Here is a 17626-nt window from a genome sequence, read left to right on the forward strand (position 1 = left end):
GGGATCCGCTGTCAGTGGTGCGTGCGATGCTTGTCGCGATGGCCAGGAAGACTGCGAATGACGACCCTCTCGCCCCGGTGACCCTTGCCGTGGGCCAGGAGGACCTCCTGCTCGACCGTGCCGTGCAGGAGGTGGTGGCCGCCGCGAAGGCCGCCGACGCCGACACGGACGTGCGCGACCTGACCCCCGATCAGTTGCAGCCCGGCACCCTCGCCGAGCTCACCAGCCCCTCGCTCTTCGCCGAGCGCAAGGTCGTGGTCGTACGCAATGCGCAGGACCTGTCCGCCGACACGGTCAAGGACGTGAAGGCCTATCTCGGCGCACCCGCCGAGGAGATCACCCTCGTCCTGCTGCACGCGGGCGGCGCGAAGGGCAAGGGCCTGCTGGACGCCGCCCGCAAAGCGGGCGCGCGCGAGGTGGCGTGTCCGAAGATGACGAAGCCCGCCGACCGGCTGGCCTTCGTCCGGACGGAGTTCCGTACCGCCGGGCGGTCGGCCACCCCCGAGGCGGGCCAGGCGCTGGTCGACTCGATCGGCAGCGACCTGCGTGAGCTGGCCTCGGCGGTCTCCCAACTGACGGCGGACGTCGAGGGCACGATCGACGAGGCGGTCGTCGGGCGGTACTACACGGGTCGGGCCGAGGCCTCCAGCTTCACGGTCGCCGACCGCGCGGTCGAGGGACGGACGGCGGAGGCCCTGGAGGCGCTGCGCTGGTCGCTGGCGACCGGAGTGGCGCCGGTGCTGATCACCAGCGCCCTGGCCCAGGGCGTGCGGGCGATCGGCAAGCTGTCCTCCGCCCGCGGCGGACGCCCCGCCGACCTCGCCCGCGAGCTGGGGATGCCGCCGTGGAAGATCGACCGCGTCCGGCAGCAGATGCGCGGCTGGACACCGGACGGCGTCTCCGTGGCCCTGCGCGCGGTGGCCGAGGCGGACGCCGGAGTCAAGGGCGGCGGAGACGATCCCGAGTACGCCCTGGAAAAGGCCGTGGTGACCATCGCGCGGGCGGCGCGGTCGCGAGGCCGGGCGTAGGGCCGCGTACGGACCGAAGGCCGTGGTGACCATCGCGCGGTCGCGAGGCCGGGCGTAGGGGCCGCGCACAGACCGAAGGCCCCGCCGTCCGTCCTGGGGAAGGACGGCCACCGGGGCCTTCGAATCAAGCTTGCGGATCCATGCCCGCGTGGCGAACGCAGGCCGCGCATGGATCCTTGGGTGCCGGACGGGAGCGGATGAGAGAGGGCCCGCTCTGGGTCCTTCCGGCGATCAGACCAGATGAGGGGTTCAGCCCTTGAGCGCGCCGACCTTCGTCGCCAGCGCCGACTTCTTGTTGGCGGCCTGGTTCTTGTGGATGACGCCCTTGGAGACGGCCTTGTCGAGCTGGCGCGAAGCGACGCGCTGGTACTCGGTGGCCTTCTCGACGTCACCCGCGGCAGCGGCCTCACGGGCCTTGCGGATCGCGGTCTTCAGAGAGGACTTGACGGCCTTGTTGCGCAGCCGGGCCTTCTCGTTGGTCTTGTTCCGCTTGATCTGGGACTTGATGTTCGCCACGAATGAGCCTCTGCAGGTTCAGGCACGAGGCCGCGAGGGTCCCGTGCCGATGATTTCTTGAAGGAGTGCCTCGCGCTGAGAGGGCAAGAGACACAGCCCCCCACACTACCAGCGGCCCGACCGGCCACCCAAACCCGGCCTCGGTCCGACCCCGATCGAGCCCCGCCCCCGCCCTCGACCCGTCCCAAACCCATCCCAGCGCCCCACCCGTGGGACGATGGAGGCTACGTATAGATCCGACCCGAGACCGCAGACACTGCGGACGCCTCAAGAATCAGGACCCTGCGTGCCCGCGATCCCCAGCCATGTGCCCGAGCCGAGCCGTACAGACCCGGCGCTGATCCGCAACTTCTGCATCATCGCGCACATCGACCACGGCAAGTCCACGCTCGCCGACCGGATGCTCCAGTTGACCGGTGTGGTGGAGCAGCGGCAGATGCGCGCCCAGTACCTCGACCGCATGGACATCGAGCGCGAGCGCGGCATCACGATCAAGTCCCAGGCGGTGCGATTGCCGTGGGCGCCCACCCACGACAAGACCGACACGCACATCCTCAACATGATCGACACGCCGGGGCACGTCGACTTCACCTACGAGGTCTCGCGGTCGCTGGCCGCGTGCGAGGGCACCATCCTCCTCGTCGACGCCGCCCAGGGCATCGAGGCCCAGACCCTCGCCAACCTCTACCTGGCGATGGAGAACGACCTCACGATCATCCCCGTGCTGAACAAGATCGACCTGCCGGCCGCGCAGCCCGAGAAGTTCGCCGAGGAACTCGCCAACCTGATCGGCTGCGACCCCGACGACGTGCTCAAGGTCTCCGCCAAGACCGGGCTCGGGGTCGAGGCGCTGCTGGACAAGGTCGTCGCCGAGGTCCCGGCCCCGGTCGGCGTCAAGGACGCCCCCGCCCGCGCGATGATCTTCGACTCCGTCTACGACTCCTACCGCGGTGTCGTGACGTACGTCCGTGTCATCGACGGCCAGCTCAACAAGCGCGAGCGGATCCGGATGATGTCCACCAACGCCACGCACGAGCTGCTGGAGATCGGCACCAACTCGCCGGAGATGCTCTCCGCCGACGGCCTCGGTGTCGGCGAGGTGGGGTATCTGATCACCGGCGTGAAGGACGTCCGCCAGTCAAAGGTCGGTGACACCGTCACCAGCATGCACAAGGGCGCCGAGGAGGCGCTCGGCGGCTACAAGGACCCCAGGCCCATGGTCTTCTCCGGCCTGTACCCGCTGGACGGCTCGGATTACCCCCTGCTGCGCGAGGCGCTGGACAAGCTCCTGCTCAACGACGCCGCCCTCGTCTACGAGCCGGAGACCTCCGCGGCCCTCGGCTTCGGCTTCCGCGTCGGCTTCCTGGGCCTGCTGCACCTCGACGTGATCCGCGAGCGGCTGGAGCGCGAGTTCGGCCTCGACCTGATCGCCACCGCGCCCAACGTGGTCTACCGCGTGATCATGGAGGACGGCGTCGAGCACACCGTCACCAACCCGAGCGAGTTCCCCGAGGGGAAGATCAACGAGGTCTACGAGCCGGTCGTGCGCGCCACGATCCTGGCGCCGACCGAGTTCATCGGCGCGATCATGGAGCTGTGCCAGACCCGGCGCGGCACCCTGCTCGGCATGGACTACCTCTCCGAGGACCGGGTGGAGATCCGCTACACCCTCCCGCTCGCGGAGATCGTCTTCGACTTCTTCGACCAGTTGAAGTCGAAGACGCGCGGCTACGCCTCCCTCGACTACGAGCCCACCGGCGAGCAGACCTCCAGCCTGGTCAAGGTCGACATCCTGCTGCACGGCGACAAGGTGGACGCCTTCTCGGCGATCACCCACAAGGACGCGGCGTACGCGTACGGGGTGCGGCTCGTCGCCAAGCTGCGCGAGCTCATCCCGCGCCAGGCCTTCGAGGTGCCCATCCAGGCCGCCATCGGCTCCCGGGTGATCGCCCGCGAGACGATCCGCGCCATCCGCAAGGACGTCCTCGCCAAGTGCTACGGCGGTGACATCTCCCGTAAGCGGAAGCTGCTGGAGAAGCAGAAGGAAGGCAAGAAGCGGATGAAGATGGTGGGCTCCGTGGAGGTTCCGCAGGAGGCCTTCATCGCGGTTCTGTCCAGCGACGACAGCGCGGGGTCGGGCAAGGGCAAGAAGTAACCGCGACCGTCCTCGCGGCGTGTCCCGCCCACCCCGGCGAAACGGACACGAAGGGGCCCGCCGTGCGACAGCGCGGCGGGCCCCTTCGCATGTCACGGGTGGGCCTCTGTATGAAGTGACAGGGCGCGGAGACTTACGCGCGGGCCGGTCGCCCTTTACTCTGATGCCTGCTCGCTAGTTACTCGCGAGTTAAACAACGCCTGAACAACCGCCCGAGAGCGATTCCGCCACACCTGAAGCTGCCACCTGAACCCAGTCACACCTGAACCAGCCGCACCTGAGCCGGCCGCATCGAGCAGGCCGCACCGTCGCGGGCCCACGGAGGATGTCGTGAGCGACACACAGACACTGATCGAGAACCGTCCGCCCTCCGTGGCGGGACTCTTCCTGGAGCGGGTGGCGGCCACGCCGGACGCCGAGGCGTACCGCTATCCGGTGCCGTCGGCCTCGGGCGAGGGGCCGGACGACTGGAAGTCGCTGACCTGGACGCAGGCGGCCCAACGGGTCTACGCGATCGCGGCCGGCCTGATCGAGCTGGGCATCCAGCCGCAGCAGCGCGTGGCGCTGGCCTCCGCCACACGGCTGGAGTGGATCCTGGCCGACCTCGGCATCATGTGCGCGGGCGCGGCGACGACCACCGTCTATCCGCAGACCAACGCCGACGAGTCGGCGTACATCCTCTCCGACTCCGAGAGCAAGGTGCTGATCGCGGAGGACGCCGCGCAGCTCGCCAAGGCCAGGGAGAAGAAGGCGGAGCTGCCCGACCTCACCCACGTCGTCGTGATCGACGCGGCCGGCGCCGACACCAGCGAGGACTGGGTCCTCACCCTCGGCGCCCTGGAGGCCCTCGGCGCGGCCCGCCTGGAGAAGGACCCCGAGCTGGTCGAGAAGCGGGTCGGCGCGCTCACCAAGGACCAGCTCGCCACCCTCATCTACACCTCCGGCACCACCGGCCGGCCCAAGGGCGTCCGCCTCCCGCACGACAACTGGTCGTACATGGCGAAGGCGATCGCCGCGACCGGCCTGGTCACCGGGGACGACGTGCAGTACCTGTGGCTGCCGCTCGCGCACGTCTTCGGCAAGGTGCTGACCTCCGGCCAGATCGAGGTCGGTCACGTCACCGCCGTCGACGGCCGCGTCGACAAGATCATCGAGAACCTGCCGGTCGTCCAGCCGACCTACATGGCGGCCGTGCCGCGCATCTTCGAGAAGGTCTACAACGGCGTCGCCGCCAAGGCCCGCGCGGGCGGCGGAGCCAAGTACAAGATCTTCCAGTGGGCCTCCGGCGTCGCCCGCGAGTATGCCAAGGTCACCCAGGACAACTTCAAGCGCACCGGCACCGCGAGCGCGCCCGCCGGACTGCGCACCAAGCATGCCGTCGCCGACAAGCTCGTCTACGCCAAGATCCGCGAGGCCTTCGGCGGCCGCCTGCGCGCCTGCGTGTCGGGCTCTGCCGCCCTCGCCCCCGACATCGGCTACTTCTTCGCCGGCGCCGGCATCCACGTCCTCGAGGGCTACGGCCTCACCGAGTCCTCCGCCGCGTCCTTCGTCAACCCCGGCGAGGCCTACCGCACCGGCACGGTCGGCAAGCCGCTGCCCGGCACCGAGGTGCGCATCGCGGACGACGGCGAGATCCTGCTGCGCGGCCCCGGCATCATGGAGGGCTACCACAAGCTGCCCGAGAAGACCGCCGAGGTCCTGGAGCCGGACGGCTGGTTCCACACCGGCGACATCGGCGAGCTGTCTCCCGACGGCTACCTGCGCATCACCGACCGCAAGAAGGACCTCATCAAGACCTCGGGCGGCAAGTACATCGCGCCCGCCGAGGTCGAGGGCCAGTTCAAGGCGGTCTGCCCCTACGTCTCCAACATCCTGGTGCACGGCGCCGACCGGAACTTCTGCACCGCCCTCATCGCCCTCGACGAGATCGCGATCACTGAGTGGGCGAAGGAGAACGGCCTCGAGGGCAGGCCGTACGCGGAGATCGTCGCGGCACCGGCGACCGTCGAGATGGTCGACGGCTACGTCAAGGAGCTCAACGAGGGCCTCCAGCGCTGGCAGACCATCAAGAAGTTCCGCCTGCTGCCCCGCGACCTCGACATCGAGCACGGGGAGATCACGCCGAGCCTGAAGCTGAAGCGGCCGGTGGTGGAGCGGGAGTACAAGCACCTGATCGAGGAGATGTACGACGGCTCGCGCGAGGCGTAGGGCGGGCGAGGCGGCCCCGAGCGGGCCGGGCGTGGGGCGGGCCGGCGTCGCGGTCTGCTCGGCCGATGCTCGAAACTGTCCGTCTTCCGGCTGTCTTCGAACGTCCGCCTAGCACGGTTCTCACTCGTGGCGGCCCACTTCGGTAACTCGGCGCTCATGGACGGGGTCGGTCTGTCACTCTGTCGGCATCGACTGCGAGGTATTCGCACGAACTGCCCGGGGAGCCGTCCATGGGGGCCATTCCGACGCAACGGGAGACCGTCTCCCGCGCCAGTGGAGTGCCCGCGCCCACTGCTGAGGCATACGCCCAGGAGTGCGCGCGGACGCACGTGACCCTGCTCGGAAGCTCCCTGGCGCCGGGCGCGGCCCGCGCGATGGTGCGGGCCGCGCTCGCCGACTGGTCCGAGCTCGCCCTGCCCGGCACGGAACGGCTGACCGAGCATCTCGCCGCCGACGTCCTGGTGGTCGTCAGCGAACTGGTCACCAACGCCGTCGTGCACGCCGGCACCGACGTCGAGGTGGCCTGCCGGCTGGAGGAGACCGGCACCCTGGTCGTCGAGGCCACGGACCACCACCCCTCCCGGGCACCCAGGAGCGGCGACCACGACGAGACGCCGCACGAGACCCCCGAGTGCGGACGCGGCCTGCGGCTCGTCGCCGCGCTCTCGGAGGCCTGGGGCATCACGTACCGCCCCGGTACCAAGACGGTGTGGGCGCGCCTGCCGGCGGCGGGCGCCGAGGTCTCCGAGCATATCGAGGCGTACGCCGGGGGCCGTGGGGCGCGGCGTCCCGAACCGGCGGCGGGCATGGAGCTGTCGGGGGAGCGGTCCGGCGGCCCGACGGGCCTGGGCGACCCGATCGGCCCGACCAACGCGACCAACCCGAGCCCTACCGGCCCTACCAACCCGAGCCCTACCAACCCGAGCCCTACCAACCCGAGCCCTACCAACCCGAGCCCGACCGGCCCTACCGGCCCGACCGGCCTGGGCGCCCCGGGTGCCGGGAGCGGTCCGGTGGCCCTGGACGGCTCGGGCGGCACGGTGGCCCTGAACGGTCCGGGCGGCTTGGGCGATTCCATGTCCCTGGACGGTCCGGGTGGCACGGCGGCCCTGGACGGCTCGGGCGGCTTGGGTGATCCCATGTCCCTGGACGGTCCGGGCGGCCACGAAGACGGCGACGGCCCCAACGCACAGGGTGCCTCCAGTGGCCCGTGTGGCTCGGGTAGTCCGGGTGGCAGCGGTGGTCCGGGTGGCAGGGGTGGCAGGGGTGGCAGGGGTGGCGCGGGTGCCTGGGATGGCTGGGACGGTTGGGGCCGACGGGGTGACCCGGACAGCGGGGACCACACGGACTGCCGGGACCGCCCGGAAGGGCGGGACCACACGGACAGCCGGGACCGCCCGGAAGGCCGGGACCACACGGACAGCCGGGACCGCCCGGAAAGCCGGACCGGCCAGGGCGGTTGGGATCGTTTCGGGGGCCCGGCGTACTGGCGAGGCGGGACGGCCCTGACCGGTCGGCGCGGCATCCGCGACCGGGAGTGGCTCGGCCACGGCGCCCTCTCCTTCCTCGCGGAGGCCTCCGACCTCCTGGCCGGACAACTCGACGAGGGCCTGGTCGCCTCCCTCACCGGCCAGTTGATCGTGCCGCGGCTCGCCGACTGGTGCGCGGTGTGGCTGGAGGACGAGTCCCTGGGCCGGGGTGCCTGGAGCGACGACCCGGGGGCGTCCGTCGGAGCACGGCTGGCCCGCGTCTGGCACAGCGGTGAGAGCCGCATCGAGGAGTTGCGCCTGGCCCTGGAGAAGGACCCGCCCCGCCCGCGTGACCCGTGGCGCTCCGGCCCCGTCGCCCACCCCTGGCCCGGCGAGGCCCTCGGCCCGGACGGCACGCACGGCACCGCGCTCGCCTACCGCCTGGTCGCCGGCGGCCGGCCCCTGGGCACCCTGGTCATCGGGCGGACCGCCGCTCCCGCCACTGCTGTCGCTGCGGAAACTCCAGACGCCGCCGCTGCCACTGGAGTCACTCCCAGCGCACCGCCTACCACTCCTGACACCCAAGCCACCCCAGCCACCCAAGCCACCCCAGCCACCCAAGCCACCCCAGCCACCCCAGCCAACCCAGCCACCCCAGCCACCCAAGCCACCCCAGCCACCCCAGCCACCCAAGCCACCCCAGCCACCCCAGCCACCCCAGCCACCCAAGCCACTCCCCTCACTCACGACACCCCCGGCTTCCCCGAGGAGATCACCGGCCTGGTCGAGGACCTCAGCCGCCGGGTGGCGCTGGCCATCGGCGCCGCCCGGCAGTACGCCCGGCAGGCCACCATCAGCGCCGTCCTCCAGCGCGGCCTGCTGCCCGGCGCCGTCGCCGAGATCCCCGGCGTGCGCAGCGCGCTCGTCTACGAACCGTGTGACAAGGGCGGCCCCAGCGGCGACTTCTACGACCTCTTCCCGGCCGGCGACGGCCGTTGGTGCTTCGCCGTCGGCGACGTCCAGGGCAAGGGCCCCGAGGCCGCCGTCGTCATCGGCCTGGCCCGGCCCTGGCTGCGGCTGCTGGCCCGCGAGGAGTACGACGTCCCCGACGTCCTCGACCGCCTCAACCAGCTCCTCCTCGACGACGCCACCGAGGCCGCGGACGCCGCGGCCCGCGCCCTGGTCGCCGTCGGCGGCCGTCCGGTTGCCCCGGGCGACGGACCGCAGACCCGCTTCCTGTCCCTGCTCTACGGCGAACTGGTCCCGGTCGGCGGCGGCGCCGTCCGCTGCACCCTCGCCTCCGCGGGACACCCCCTGCCGCTGCTCCTCGGGCCCGACGGCGCGGTGCGCGCGGTCGCCGAGCCGCAGACCCTGCTCGGGGTCGTCGAGGACGCGACGTACACCAGCGAGACCTTCGAGCTGCGGTCCGGCGACACCCTGCTCTGCGTCACGGACGGGGTCACCGAGCGGCGCAGCGGCTCCCGCCAGTTCGACGACGGGGACGGTCTCGCCGCCGCCCTCGCCGGATGCGCGGGACTGGACGCCGGGCTGGTGGCCGAGCGCATCAGGCGGCTGGTGCACGAGTTCGGGCCCCGGCCCCCGGAGGACGATCTGGCCCTGCTGGTGCTCCAGGCCGAGTAGCCGTCGCCGTACGGGACAATGGAACGCATGCCCTCCGCACTCCCCGACGGCGAACCCGTCCCCGCCGACGGCGCCCTCCCGGCGTCCGCGCTCGCCGGCGCCGCCGACCGGCCCCTCGGCTTCTACCTGCACGTGCCGTACTGCGCGACCCGCTGCGGATACTGCGACTTCAACACCTACACCGCGACCGAGCTGCGCGGCTCCGGCGGTGTCCTCGCCTCCCGCGACAACTACGCCGAGACCCTCGTCGACGAGGTCCGCCTGGCCCGCAAGGTGCTCGGCGACGACCCCCGCGAGGTCCGCACGGTCTTCGTCGGCGGAGGTACGCCCACCCTGCTGGCCGCCGGCGACCTGGTGCGGATGCTGCACGCGATCCGCGACGAGTTCGGCCTCGCGCCGGACGCGGAGATCACGACGGAGGCCAACCCGGAGTCGGTCGACCCGGCCTACCTCGCCACCCTCCGCGAGGGCGGCTTCAACCGGATCTCCTTCGGGATGCAGAGCGCGAAGCAGCACGTCCTGAAGGTCCTGGACCGCACCCACACTCCCGGCCGCCCCGAGGCGTGCGTCGCGGAGGCCCGCGCGGCCGGCTTCGGCCACGTCAACCTCGACCTGATCTACGGCACCCCCGGCGAGAGTGACGACGACTGGCGCGCCTCCCTGGACGCGGCCCTCGGCGCCGGCCCTGACCACGTCTCGGCGTACGCCCTGATCGTCGAGGAGGGCACCCGGCTCGCCCGCCGCATCCGGCGCGGCGAGGTCCCCATGACCGACGACGACGTCCACGCCGACCGGTATCTGATCGCCGAGGAGACCCTGGCCGCGGCGGGCTTCGACTGGTACGAGGTGTCGAACTGGGCCACCTCCGACGCGGGGCGCTGCCTGCACAACGAGCTGTACTGGCGGGGCGCCGACTGGTGGGGCGCGGGACCGGGAGCGCACAGCCACGTGGGCGGTGTGCGCTGGTGGAACGTCAAGCACCCCGGCGCCTACGCGGGGGCGCTGGCGGTGGGGAAGTCGCCGGGGGCCGGGCGGGAGGTCCTCACGGACGAGGACCGCCGTGTGGAACGCGTCCTGCTGGAGTTGCGGCTGCGGGAGGGGGTGCCGCTGACCCTGCTGCGGGAGGCGGGGCTCGCGGCGTCGCGGCGGGCGTTGTCGGAGGGGCTGTTGCAGCCGGGACCCTACGACGACGGCCGGGCTGTGCTGACCCTGCGCGGGCGGCTCCTGGCGGACGCCGTGGTGCGGGACCTGGTGGACTAAGGGGTCGTCCCCGCTTCGGCGGGGAGCAAGGACTGCTCGGCCGCGTGGACGAGCTGATCGACGGACCGTCTCCGCAGCGGCGGAGAGCAGTCCACCGGGCCCGACCTGTCAACGACCGGACGACGCTCATGGCACGGTCACGTGATCGATGAGTCGTTCCACGCTGCCCAGCAGTTCCGGCTCCAGGTCCTTGTACGACCCCACCCGCGCCAGGATCGTCTGCCACACCGCCCCGGTGTTCTCGGACGGCCACCCCAGCGCCCGGCACACCCCCGTTTTCCAGTCCTGCCCGCGCGGCACCCGCGGCCAGCCGGGGATCCCCAGGGACGACGGTTTGACCGCCTCCCAGATGTCGATGTACGGGTGGCCGACGACCAGCGCGTGCTCGCTCGTCACCGCCTCCGCGATCCGCCACTCCTTCGAACCGGGCACCAGGTGGTCCACCAGGACCCCCAGCCGCGCGTCCGGCCCCGGTGCGAAGTCGGCGACGATCGACGGCAGATCGTCCACGCCCTCCAGGTACTCCACGACCACGCCCTCGATGCGCAGGTCGTCGCCCCACACCCGCTCGACCAGCTCGGCGTCGTGCCGGCCCTCGACGTAGATGCGCCCGGCGCGGGCCACGCGCGCGCGTGCTCCCGGGACCGCCACGGAGCCCGATGCCGTACGGGTGGGCCGTACCGGGCCCGAGACGGGCCGTACGAGGGTCACCACCCGCCCCTCCAGCAGGAAGCCGCGCGGTTCCATCGGGAAGACCCGGCGTTTGCCGAAGCGGTCCTCCAGGGTCACCGTGCCCGCCTCGCAGCCCGTCACCGCGCCGCAGAAGCCGGTGCCGGGCTCCTCGACCACCAGGCCGGGGTCGGCCGGGACCTCCGGTACCGGCTGCGGTTTCTTCCACGGAGGGGTCAGGTCGGCGGAGTACTGGCGCATTCTGACGACGATACGAGAAACGGACCCGGCGTGATCAGCGCGACACGCCGAACCGGTCGGCCAGCGCGTCCCGTTGGGCCCGGACGAACGCCGCGTCCACCACCGCTCCGTGACCGGGCACGTACAGTGCGTCCTCGCCGCCCAGGGCGAGCAGCCGGTCCAGGGCGGCGGGCCAGTGCGACGGCACGGCGTCGGGGCCCGCCTGCGGCTCACCGGACTCCTCGACCAGGTCGCCGCAGAAGACCACCCCCGGCTCGCCCGGCACCAGCACCGCGAGGTCGTGACCGGTGTGCCCCGGGCCCACGTCGGCGAGCCTGACCCGCCGGGCGGCACCCAGGTCGAGCGTCCACTCGCCGCGGACCTCGTGGCGGACGCGGACGAGTGCGTCGGCCGCCTCCCGCGCCGGCCGCGCGTCCAGTCCCTCCGCCACCGCGTCCGACCGCAGGGCCTCCCGCCCGTGTCCGCCAGGCGCGAACACCGCGTCCGTGCCCGCCGCGCCGTACACCTCCGCGCCCGTGAAGGCGGCCGCGCCGAAGACGTGGTCGAAGTGCGGATGGGTCAGCGCGAGATGCGTCACACGGTGGCCGGCGAGTTCCCGCGCCTCCGCGCGCAACCGGGCGCCCTCGTCGAGGCTCGATCCCGCGTCCACCACCAGCGCCGCGCCCGCGCCGACGACCAGCCCCGCCGTGCAGTCCCAGCCCGGCAGCCGGCGCCGCCCCACCCCGGCCGCCAGCCGCTCCCATCCCAGGTCTTCCCAAGTCACCGTCACGACGACGACGCTAGCGCCGCGACACCTCCGTTCACGGCGGTGTGCCCCCGGCCTTGCCGGGGGCGTACCCCACGGCCGTACACTGGGCCGGGGAAGTCTGGCACTCGCGCGCCGTGAGTGCCAGGAGGACAGTGAGACGGTCAGGACGCCGGGCGGACGACATGCTGGAGGTGCGCGCGAATGCTGAGTGAACGCAGGCTCCAGGTGCTGCGCGCCATCGTCCAGGACTACGTGGGCACCGAGGAGCCGGTCGGCTCCAAGGCGCTCACCGAGCGGCACAACCTCGGCGTCTCCCCGGCCACCGTGCGCAATGACATGGCGGCCCTGGAGGACGAGGGGTTCATCGCCCAGCCGCACACCAGCGCCGGACGCATTCCGACCGACAAGGGCTACCGGCTCTTCGTCGACAAGCTGGCCGGCGTCAAGCCGATGACCCCGCCCGAGCGGCGCGCCATCCAGAACTTCCTGGAGGGCGCCGTCGACCTCGACGACGTGGTGGCCCGCACGGTGCGGCTGCTCGCGCAGCTCACCCGGCAGGTCGCCGTCGTGCAGTATCCGTCGCTGACCCGCTCGACCGTGCGGCACGTGGAGTTGCTCTCCCTGGCGCCCGCGCGCCTGATGCTCGTGCTGATCACGGACACCGGCCGGGTCGAGCAGCGGATGGTGGACTGCCCGGCGCCGTTCGGCGAGGCGTCCCTGGCGGACCTGCGCGCGCGGCTCAACAGCCGGGTGGCCGGGCGCCGTTTCTCGGACGTGCCGAGCCTGGTGGAGGATCTGGCGGAGGCCTTCGAGGCCGAGGACCGCGGTACGGTCTCCACGGTGCTCTCCACTCTCCTGGAGACGCTGGTCGAGGAGAACGAGGAGCGGTTGATGATCGGCGGCACCGCCAATCTGACCCGCTTCGGGCACGACTTCCCCTTGGTGATCCGACCCGTCCTCGAGGCGCTGGAGGAGCAGGTCGTGCTCCTCAAGCTGCTCGGCGAGGCGAAGGATCCGGGCGTGACCGTCCGTATCGGTCATGAGAACGCCCACGAAGGACTCAACTCCACGTCCGTCGTGTCGGTGGGCTACGGTTCGGGCGGCGAGGCGGTTGCCAAGCTCGGCGTGGTCGGACCGACCCGCATGGACTACCCGGGAACGATGGGAGCGGTACGCGCAGTGGCACGGTACGTCGGACAGATCCTGGCGGAGTCGTAGGTGGCCACGGACTACTACGCCGTACTCGGCGTACGCCGCGACGCGTCCCAGGACGAGATCAAGAAGGCGTTCCGGAGGCTCGCCCGCGAGCTGCACCCGGACGTCAACCCCGATCCGAAGACCCAGGAGCGGTTCAAGGAGATCAACGCCGCCTACGAGGTGCTGTCGGACCCGCAGAAGAAGCAGGTCTACGACCTCGGCGGCGACCCCCTCTCGCAGGCCGCCGGCGGCGGCGCGGGCGGCTTCGGCGCGGGTGGCTTCGGCAACTTCTCGGACATCATGGACGCCTTCTTCGGCACGGCGTCGCAGCGCGGACCGCGCTCGCGCACCCGCCGGGGCCAGGACGCGATGATCCGCATCGAGGTCGAGCTGGACGAGGCCGCGTTCGGCACGACCAAGGACATCCAGGTCGACACGGCCGTCGTCTGCAACACCTGCAACGGCGAGGGCGCGGCGCCCGGCACGTCGGCCCAGACGTGTGACATGTGCCGCGGCCGCGGCGAGGTGTCGCAGGTCACCCGGTCCTTCCTGGGCCAGGTCATGACCTCCCGCCCCTGCCCGCAGTGCCAGGGCTTCGGCACCGTGGTCCCGACCCCGTGCCCCGAGTGCGCGGGCGACGGCCGGGTCCGCTCCCGGCGCACGCTGACCGTGAAGATCCCGGCCGGCGTCGACAACGGCACCCGGATCCAGCTCGCGGGCGAGGGCGAGGTCGGCCCCGGCGGCGGCCCCGCCGGCGACCTGTACGTCGAGATCCACGAGCTGCCGCACTCGACCTTCCAGCGGCGCGGGGACGACCTGCACTGCACGGTCACCATCCCGATGACGGCGGCGGCCCTCGGCACCAAGGTGCCGCTGGAGACGCTCGACGGCATGGAGGAGATCGACATCCGCCCGGGCACCCAGTCCGGCCAGTCGGTCCCGCTGCACGGCCGCGGCGTCACGCACCTGCGCGGCGGCGGCCGGGGTGACCTCATCGTCCACGTCGAGGTCATGACCCCGAGCAAGCTCGACCCCGAGCAGGAACGCCTCCTGCGCGAGCTGGCCAAGCTACGTGGCGAGGAGCGTCCGACGGGGCAGTTCCAGCCGGGGCAGCAGGGGCTCTTCTCGCGCCTGAAGGACGCCTTCAACGGGCGCTGACATCGGCCGCCGCCAGGGGCTTCCCGATGCGGATGCTCCTGGCGTATGCCAACGGAAGCCCGGATTCGGACTTGTTCGGAGGACGTGACAACATGCGGTCATGTCCTCCGCACTGACCGATCTCTTCCCCTACCCGATCGTGCAGGCGCCCATGGCGGGCGGCGTCTCCGTGCCGCAGCTCGCCGCCGCGGTCTGCGAGGCGGGCGGGCTGGGATTCCTCGCCGCCGGGTACAAGACCGCGGACGGGATGTACCAGGAGATCAAGCAGCTCCGGGGACTGACGAACCGCCCCTTCGGCGTCAACCTCTTCATGCCGCAGCCCGAGACGGCCGACCCCGCCGCCGTCGGCGTCTACGCCCACCAGTTGGCCGGCGAGGCCGCCTGGTACGAGACGGAGCTCGGCGACCCCGAGTGCGGTCGGGACGACGGCTACGAGACCAAGCTCGCGGTGCTGCTGGACAACCCGGTGCCGGTGGTGTCGTTCCACTTCGGCGTCCCGAGCCGCGAGGTCGTCGACTCCCTGCACCGCGTCGGCTCGTTCGCCCTGGTCGCGGCGACCACGGCGGAGGAGGCCAGGGCCGTCGAGCGGTCCGGCGCGGACGCGGTGATCGCGCAGGGCGCCGAGGCCGGCGGACACCAGGGCACCCACCGGGACCACCCCGAGACGGGCGGTGCCGGCACCGGACTGCTGTCGCTGGTCGCCCAGGTCCGGGAGGCGGTGAGCCTGCCGATCGTCGCCGCCGGAGGCATCATGCGCGGCGGTCAGATCGCCGCGGTCCTCGCGGCCGGCGCGAGCGCGGCCCAGCTCGGCACCGCCTTCCTCGCCACCCCCGAGTCCGGCGCGCACGCCCTGCACAAGCAGGCGCTGACCAACCCCCTGTTCGTCCGCACCGAACTCACCCGCGCCTTCTCCGGCCGCCCCGCCCGCGGCCTGGTCAACCGCTTCCTGCGCGAACACGGCCCCTACGCCCCCGCCGCCTACCCGGAGGTGCACCACCTCACCGCCCCGCTGCGCAAGGCGGCGGCGAAGGCGGGCGACGCGCAGGGCATGGCGCTCTGGGCGGGACAGGGCCACCGGATGGCCCGGGAGCTGCCCGCCGGCCGGCTCGTGGAGGTGCTGGCCGCCGAACTCGCCTCGGCCGGGGCGGCGTTGTCGGCGTACGCGACGGGAGGTACGGGCCGATGACGGCACCGGTGTTCGTGGTCGACTCCCTCCGGCCGGGGGACCTGCCCGCGGGGGAGTACGTCCTGGACGGCCCCGAGGGGCGGCACGCCGTCTCCGTGAAGCGGCTGCGGGCCGGCGAGGACGTCGTCCTCACCGACGGACGCGGACGCTGGGCCGAGGGCGTGGTGAAGGCCGCCGAGGGCAAGGACCGTCTGATCGTCACGGAGCTGGAGACGGTCCACGAGGAACCGGTGGAGCGGCCCCGTGTCACCGTCGTCCAGGCCCTGCCCAAGGGCGACCGCGGGGAGCTGGCCGTCGAGACGATGACCGAGGTCGGTGTCGACGCGATCGTGCCGTGGGCGGCGTCCCGCTGCGTCACGCGGTGGAAGGGCGACCGCGGCCTCAAGGCACTCGGCAAGTGGCGGGCGACGGCCCGGGAGGCCGGCAAGCAGTCCCGCCGGGTCCGCTTCCCCGACGTCGCGGACGCGGCGACGAGCAAGCAGGTTGCCTCGCTTCTGGCCGACGCCGAATTCGCCGCCGTACTCCACGAGAGCGGCGACGAGCCCCTGGCCGCCGTCGAACTCCCCACCGCCGGTGACATCGTGCTGGTCGTCGGGCCGGAAGGCGGGGTCTCCCCGGAGGAGCTGGCCCTCTTCGCCCGGGCCGGCGCCAAGCCCTACCGCCTGGGACGCAGCGTCCTGCGCACCTCCACCGCCGGCACCGCGGCGACGGCCGTACTCCTGGCCCGCACCGGCCGCTGGTCCTGACGGCGAGGACCACCGCCCCGACGGCCGCTGCCCTCGCGGGCCGCCGTCCCGCGGGCCCTCGGTCCCGACTGCCTCTGGCCCCGCGGGCCCTGGCCCCACGGCGCAGGCGCAGGCCCGTGGTCCCGCAGGCCGCCGGTCCCGCAGGCCGCCGTCCCGCGGGCCCTCGGTCCCGACTGCCTCTGGCCCCGCGGGCCCTGGCCCCACGGCGCAGGCGCAGGCCCGTGGTCCCGCAGGCCGCCGGTCCCGCACGCCACCGGCTCCGACGGTCCCTGGCCCCGCCGACCGCCGACCGCCGACCGCCGCCCCCCGGCCCCGAGGGTGCCCGATTTCGGCGGCCGTCGTTCAGTCGTCCGCCGAGCGGGCCGCGGCGACCGCCGCGAACAGGTCCCATCCGTTCAGTTCCGCGGGCCGGTCGAGCAGCCCACGCCGGGCCGCCTCGTCGATGAAACCCCGTACGACACCGGGTTCGTGCAGGTTGAGCGACGCGTCCCCCACGGCCACGCAGCCCGAGGGCAGGAAGCCGTCGGGGACGAACCGCCCCTCGCCGCCCCGGAACAGCAGAAGAACCCTCGTCCTCATCCCTTCCCGGGTGAGGCTGAGTACCTCCTGGCAGGGCCCCGAGACGCTGTGCCGGTGCCGCACCGACCACACGTACGTCGTGGTTTCGTCCACTACGAGCCTTCTGCGCCGCCGTCCGCTGTGCATGCGCCCACGGTAGTGAGGAGTGGCCGTATGCGCCCTACCGCCCGCCCCGCACCGGTGGCAGGCTGCCCTCCATGGGGGCATTGAGGCGGATTTGGCGGCGGCCGCGCGGGCCGCGAGTGGCATGGGTGGCGGGGAGCGCGGTCGTCGCCGTCGGCGGTGTCGTCGCGTGCGAACCGGGCGGGCTCAGCTCCGCGTCGGTGGCGTACACGACCGACCAGACCGTGACGCGGGAACTGGAGCGGCAGAAGGCCAAGGTGCGGTGGCTCACCTGCACCGCCTCCTTCGGGGACGACGGTGCCACCGCCTCGGCGGGCGAGGACACCGTCGCCGCCGTCCACTGCGAGGGGAAGACCGACGGCGGACAGGACATCACCGTCGACGGCGAGGTGACCCGTGTCGTCAACGGCGCCTGTGTGCGCGGTGATCTCACCGCCAAGGTGGACGGCAAGGAGTGGTTCCGGGTCAAGGGGCTGGGCGACTGCGACGCCACGAGCGCCCCGCCCGTGAACCGGCCCTCCCAGCAGGGGCCCGGGCCCACCGTGACCGTCACCCGCACCATCTGGTGCCCGGACGACCCGCACTGCCGGCCGGTGGAGGGCAAGTAGCCGGCCCTGCGCGTGCCGTGGGCGGCCTTGCGCGTGCCGTGGGCGGCCCCGCGCGTGCCGTGGCCGGTAAGTGA

14 protein-coding genes are annotated in these 17626 nt (G+C 72.5%); 10 read left to right on the top strand and 4 right to left on the bottom strand.

The genetic code is table 11. The features are described 5' to 3' along the window. The first annotated feature begins 38 nt into the window (after positions 1–38). Positions 39–1028, top strand: a complete 990-nt coding sequence (holA, locus tag B1H29_RS24635) for a DNA polymerase III subunit delta (RefSeq protein WP_199832279.1) — start codon at positions 39–41, stop codon at positions 1026–1028. Between the two features lie 249 nt (positions 1029–1277). Here the strand turns inward: holA and rpsT are convergent, their stop codons facing one another. Then, positions 1278–1544, bottom strand: a complete 267-nt coding sequence (gene rpsT / locus B1H29_RS24640; RefSeq protein ID WP_055416861.1) for a 30S ribosomal protein S20 — start codon at positions 1542–1544, stop codon at positions 1278–1280. Positions 1545–1830: 286 nt separating this feature from the next. On the opposite strand from rpsT, the gene lepA reads away from it, so the two are divergent. The 4 genes from lepA to hemW all read left to right on the top strand — a co-directional run bounded on the left by lepA (position 1831) and on the right by hemW (position 10277). Next, positions 1831–3699, top strand: coding sequence for a translation elongation factor 4 (lepA, locus tag B1H29_RS24645; protein ID WP_055416860.1), 1869 nt, complete (start codon positions 1831–1833; stop codon positions 3697–3699). A gap of 330 nt (positions 3700–4029) precedes the next feature. Beyond that, positions 4030–5907, top strand: a complete 1878-nt coding sequence (locus tag B1H29_RS24650; RefSeq protein WP_055416859.1) for an AMP-dependent synthetase/ligase — start codon at positions 4030–4032, stop codon at positions 5905–5907. Positions 5908–6137: 230 nt separating this feature from the next. Beyond that, positions 6138–9017 (top strand): SpoIIE family protein phosphatase, encoded by a 2880-nt coding sequence (locus B1H29_RS39480; RefSeq protein WP_244209040.1) that lies wholly within the window; start codon positions 6138–6140, stop codon positions 9015–9017. Positions 9018–9044: 27 nt separating this feature from the next. Continuing rightward, positions 9045–10277, top strand: coding sequence for a radical SAM family heme chaperone HemW (gene hemW / locus B1H29_RS24670; RefSeq protein ID WP_055416858.1), 1233 nt, complete (start codon positions 9045–9047; stop codon positions 10275–10277). A 126-nt stretch (positions 10278–10403) separates the two neighbouring features. Here the strand turns inward: hemW and B1H29_RS24675 are convergent, their stop codons facing one another. After that, entirely contained in the window at positions 10404–11207 is an 804-nt protein-coding gene (locus tag B1H29_RS24675) for a DUF3097 domain-containing protein (protein WP_055416857.1), read from the bottom strand. A 34-nt stretch (positions 11208–11241) separates the two neighbouring features. Next, entirely contained in the window at positions 11242–11976 is a 735-nt protein-coding gene (locus tag B1H29_RS24680) for an MBL fold metallo-hydrolase (RefSeq protein ID WP_055416856.1), read from the bottom strand. A 180-nt stretch (positions 11977–12156) separates the two neighbouring features. Here B1H29_RS24680 and hrcA point away from each other — a divergent pair, with 180 nt between their 5' ends. The 4 genes from hrcA (at position 12157) to B1H29_RS24700 (ending at position 16242) form a co-directional block, all read left to right on the top strand. Further along, positions 12157–13173, top strand: a complete 1017-nt coding sequence (gene hrcA / locus B1H29_RS24685) for a heat-inducible transcriptional repressor HrcA (RefSeq protein WP_055416855.1) — start codon at positions 12157–12159, stop codon at positions 13171–13173. Beyond that, positions 13174–14310, top strand: coding sequence for a molecular chaperone DnaJ (dnaJ, locus tag B1H29_RS24690; RefSeq protein WP_055416854.1), 1137 nt, complete (start codon positions 13174–13176; stop codon positions 14308–14310). It begins immediately after the preceding gene. Positions 14311–14410: 100 nt separating this feature from the next. After that, entirely contained in the window at positions 14411–15496 is a 1086-nt protein-coding gene (locus B1H29_RS24695; protein ID WP_055416853.1) for a nitronate monooxygenase, read from the top strand. Beyond that, positions 15493–16242, top strand: a complete 750-nt coding sequence (locus tag B1H29_RS24700) for a 16S rRNA (uracil(1498)-N(3))-methyltransferase (protein ID WP_055416852.1) — start codon at positions 15493–15495, stop codon at positions 16240–16242. Before B1H29_RS24695 ends, B1H29_RS24700 begins: the two co-directional genes overlap by 4 nt. A 342-nt stretch (positions 16243–16584) precedes the next feature. On the opposite strand, the gene B1H29_RS24705 is transcribed toward B1H29_RS24700, so the two are convergent. Further along, a complete protein-coding gene (locus B1H29_RS24705) occupies positions 16585–16947 on the bottom strand; it encodes a hypothetical protein (RefSeq protein ID WP_055416851.1) in 363 nt (120 codons plus the stop codon). 71 nt (positions 16948–17018) lie between these two features. Here B1H29_RS24705 and B1H29_RS24710 point away from each other — a divergent pair, with 71 nt between their 5' ends. Continuing rightward, positions 17019–17552, top strand: coding sequence for a hypothetical protein (locus B1H29_RS24710; RefSeq protein WP_079160438.1), 534 nt, complete (start codon positions 17019–17021; stop codon positions 17550–17552). Positions 17553–17626: the final 74 nt, after the last annotated feature.

Source organism: Streptomyces pactum, assembly GCF_002005225.1.
Classification (GTDB): Bacteria; Actinomycetota; Actinomycetes; order Streptomycetales; family Streptomycetaceae; genus Streptomyces; species Streptomyces pactum_A.

Excerpts from the sequence above, each read along its gene's own strand:
- holA (WP_199832279.1), top strand. The coding sequence starts at position 39 with ATGGCCAGGAAGACTGCGAATGACGACCCTCTCGCCCCGGTGACCCTT.
- B1H29_RS39480 (WP_244209040.1), top strand. The coding sequence starts at position 6,138 with ATGGGGGCCATTCCGACGCAACGGGAGACCGTCTCCCGCGCCAGTGGA.
- hemW (WP_055416858.1), top strand. The coding sequence starts at position 9,045 with ATGCCCTCCGCACTCCCCGACGGCGAACCCGTCCCCGCCGACGGCGCC.
- B1H29_RS24675 (WP_055416857.1), bottom strand. The coding sequence starts at position 11,207 with ATGCGCCAGTACTCCGCCGACCTGACCCCTCCGTGGAAGAAACCGCAG.
- hrcA (WP_055416855.1), top strand. The coding sequence starts at position 12,157 with ATGCTGAGTGAACGCAGGCTCCAGGTGCTGCGCGCCATCGTCCAGGAC.
- B1H29_RS24695 (WP_055416853.1), top strand. The coding sequence starts at position 14,411 with ATGTCCTCCGCACTGACCGATCTCTTCCCCTACCCGATCGTGCAGGCG.
- B1H29_RS24700 (WP_055416852.1), top strand. The coding sequence starts at position 15,493 with ATGACGGCACCGGTGTTCGTGGTCGACTCCCTCCGGCCGGGGGACCTG.
- B1H29_RS24705 (WP_055416851.1), bottom strand. The coding sequence starts at position 16,947 with ATGCACAGCGGACGGCGGCGCAGAAGGCTCGTAGTGGACGAAACCACG.
- B1H29_RS24710 (WP_079160438.1), top strand. The coding sequence starts at position 17,019 with ATGGGGGCATTGAGGCGGATTTGGCGGCGGCCGCGCGGGCCGCGAGTG.